The organism is Burkholderia sp. Se-20378 (assembly GCF_017104665.1).
GTDB classification, from domain to species: domain Bacteria; phylum Pseudomonadota; class Gammaproteobacteria; order Burkholderiales; family Burkholderiaceae; genus Burkholderia; species Burkholderia lata.
On the sequence record NZ_JAAGPG010000720.1, the window covers coordinates 1 to 3,452 of the forward strand.

At 68.9% G+C, this 3,452-nt stretch carries 3 protein-coding genes and 1 pseudogene; 2 read left to right on the top strand and 2 right to left on the bottom strand.

The window, feature by feature from the left end; all coding sequences use genetic code 11:
• Nucleotides 1-428: 2-dehydropantoate 2-reductase N-terminal domain-containing protein (locus G3N93_RS36560; RefSeq protein ID WP_277396600.1), on the bottom strand; the 428-nt coding region annotated here is incomplete at its 3' end.
• A gap of 109 nt (nucleotides 429-537) precedes the next feature.
• Complete coding sequence (locus G3N93_RS36565; RefSeq protein ID WP_174941619.1) at nucleotides 538-1,683, bottom strand: helix-turn-helix transcriptional regulator; 1,146 nt, start codon at nucleotides 1,681-1,683, stop codon at nucleotides 538-540.
• 302 nt (nucleotides 1,684-1,985) lie between these two features.
• On the opposite strand from G3N93_RS36565, the gene G3N93_RS36570 reads away from it, so the two are divergent.
• A complete protein-coding gene (locus G3N93_RS36570) occupies nucleotides 1,986-3,032 on the top strand; it encodes a porin (protein WP_206135198.1) in 1,047 nt (348 codons plus the stop codon).
• Between the two features lie 21 nt (nucleotides 3,033-3,053).
• Nucleotides 3,054-3,452 (top strand): annotated as a pseudogene (locus G3N93_RS36575) (MFS transporter); the annotation flags it as partial.

The window sequence follows — 3,452 nt, forward strand, 5'->3', positions numbered from 1 at the left end:
TATGCCGCCGACACCGCGCCGGCCGGATCGACCGCATCGAGCGGCACGCCGTCGAGCGCCCCTTCGAGCCCGTGCGTGAACCACCACGGCAACCCGTTCATTGCCGCGACGATCACGGTGTCCGGCCCGACCAGCGGTGCGATGCGCGCGGCCAGCGACGGCAGCGCCTGCGCCTTCAGCGCGATCACCACGTAGTCCTGCACGCCGAGCGCGGCCGCATCGTCGCTCGCGCGGACCGGAACCGACGACGTCACGCCCGCCTCGTCGATCACGCGCACGCCGTGCATATTCAACGCGTCGAGCGTCGCGCCGCGCGCGTACGCGCTCACGGTCATGCCGGCCCGCGACAACGCAGCCGCGAGCAACCCGCCGATCGCGCCGACCCCGACCACCGCCGCGCGCACCGACCCTGAATTCGTGTCGTTCATGATGGAATTCCGTCTCCTGGGAGCTGACTAGCATAACGCTCAATGGTTGTGGGCACAACCATTCACGCGACCGTGTGCAACGCACGGCGGTCGTGCGACTCAGCGGAACTCAGCGCGGCTCGCCACCGGCTTCCACCGGCTCGTCGTCGGCCGCGCCGCTCGTCGCGCCGAGCACGCCCGCGATCTGGCTCTTGTCGTGCATGCCGAGCTTGCGGTACGCGCAGCGCAGGTAGTGGCGCACGGTCGTCGGCGAAATCGCCATCTGTTGCGCGACCTCCTTGTGCGAGCGCCCCGCGCCGTAATAGCGGATCGCCGCGAGCTCGCGCGGGCTCAGCCGGTCGAGCAGCGAGCGCGGCCGCGCCTCGATCTGGAACAGCCCCGCGACCGGCACGCACTGGATCCGCAGCGCATCGCCGACGAACGGCTGGCCCGACTGGCGCCGCAGGTGCGCGACGAGCGGCTCCGGCACGCGCGCACCGGCCCACGCCGGCCATTCAGTGCGCAGCACGTCGTCGAAACCGTGATCGGCATGGTGGAGCACGCCGAAGTTGTCGCACAGCGCGCGCGCCGCCGGCGCGACCGTATCGCCGCGCTCGCGCGTGAGCTGCGCGGCGCGATTGATCGTCAGCGCCGCCGCGAGATGCGGAATCACTTCCTCGAAACGGCGTGCATCGTCGTCGCTGAACGGTCGATTCAGGCCCTGGCGGTAAATCGACATGAACGTCGTCAGGCCGAACCGGCGATCGAGCGTGCACACGCACATCAACTGCGCGAGCCCGTACTTCACGCACCAGTCGCGAAACCGGGCATCGAGCCCCGGTTCGACGACCGACAACCGCACCGCGTGGCCGTGCGCGCCGCGCAGCGTGCGGTGCGCGAGCGGGTCGCAATCGCGCACGCGCTTCCAGTCGCTGAAGAATGCGTGCGGCAGACGGTACAGGAAGCTGTTGTGCATCACCGGGCCGGTCGGCACATGGGTCGCGACGCCCGTCCATGCGGCGTCGAACGGAATGAGCGCCTGCAGCAGCGAAAAGAAGCGGTATTCGAATTCGCCGATGCCGGACCGTGCGGCAACCGCGTACAGGTCGAGCAGCATCAGCCCGAGTTCGCGCTGCGATGCGTCGCCGCGCGTGACGCCGTCGAAATCGGCACGCCGGGACGGCAGCGGCGGCCAGGCGAAGTCGTCGAGCACGATGGCGGCCGGCACGTCGCGCAGCGCATCGAGATCCTGCCCGAAATCCGTCGTGATCCTCACCTTCCGCTCCCCTGCCCGATCGGGCTGCTGATGTGCGCAACGACACCGGCCGATTATAGCGATCGGCTTTTTTGACGGGCCACGGTGCCGGAACGGGCGTCAGCCCCATCCATTTGAACGGTGCACGACACGTTGCTGCTCCGCAGCACGCCACGTGACGGCAGCCCGCCGCGTGCATGCCGCGCACCGCGGGTTTTCCGCACCGTTCATCTGTACGACTGTTCGAAGGTTTTCCCGCTGCGGACACTGCGTCGCGACAACACCAACGACAAACCGATGCAGGACGGTATGGAGAACCCCACGTGACGAAATCCCGCTTCATCCGCACGGCCGCAACCGTCGCGACACTTGCCGCGTGCAGCGCCGCCGCGCACGCGCAGTCGAGTCTCACGCTGTACGGCGCGCTCGACGCCGGCGTGCAATACCTGACGCACGCCGACGGGCGCCACTCGGCCGTGCAGTTGCAGAACTACGGGATCCTGCCTTCGCAGATCGGGCTGAAAGGCCACGAGGATCTCGGCGGCGGCTGGCGGGCGCTGTTCAAGCTCGAACAGGGTCTCAACCTCAACGACGGCACTGCGACCGTGCCCGGCTATGCATTCTTCCGCGGCGCGTACGTCGGCATCGCGGGGCCCGTCGGCACCATCACGCTCGGCCGGCAGTTCAGCGTGCTGTTCGACAAGACGCTGTTCTACGACCCGCTCTGGTACGCGTCGTACAGCGGCCAGGGCGTCATCGTGCCGATGAACGCGAACTTCATCGACAACTCGGTCAAGTACCAGTCGCCGACGTTCGCGGGCTTCGACGTGGAGGCGCTTGCCGCGACGTCCGGCGTCGCCGGCAATACGCGCGCCGGACGCGTGCTCGAACTCGGCGGCCAGTTCACGAGCAACGGCCTGTCGGTCAGCGCGGTGCTGCATCAGGCGCACGGCGATGTTTCCGCGGCCGACGACACGTCGGCGCGGCGCCGCGAACTCGGCACGCTCGCCGCGCGCTATGCGTTCGCCACACTGCCGCTCACCGTCTATGCGGGCGTCGAACGCCTGACCGGCGACCTCGACGCGGCACGCACGATCGTCTGGGGCGGTGCGCGCTACCAGATGTCGAGCAAGATCGGCCTGAACGCGGGCGTCTATCACACCGACTCGCGCACGCCGGCGATCGGCCACCCGACGCTGTTCATCGCGAGCACCACGTACGCGCTGTCGAAACGCACCGTCGCCTACGTGAACCTGGGCTACGCACGCAACAGCGGCCAGAGTTCGCAGACCGTCTACGAATACGACCCGACGCCGCTTGCCGGCGCATCGCAGTTCGGCGCGATGGTCGGCATGTATCACCTGTTCTGACTCCCCACACGAGATCCCGCCATGAAAACCCTGTCTACGGATGCCGCGCTCCCACCCGACGGCCGCGCATCGACCTTCGCGCGCTCGACGCTCGTCGCGCTCGTCGTGTTCGCGGCCATCACGCCGCTGCTGCTGCTCGTGGCGCCCGCCGTCGCCGGCCAGCTTGCAACGCAGCTCGGGTTGTCGGCGTCGCAGATCGGCACCTACTTCTTCGTCGAACTCGGCGCGTTCAGCCTCGCGACCGTGCCGTCGTACCTGTGGCTCGGCCGGGTCGACGCGCGCCGCGTCGCCGCGTTCGCCATCGCGCTGTTCGGCGCGGGCAACCTGCTGACCGCGCTGTGGATGCCGGGCTTCGCCGCGCTGCTCGCGCTGCGCGCCGTCACCGCGCTCGGCGGCGGCTCGCTGATGGTGCTCTGCATG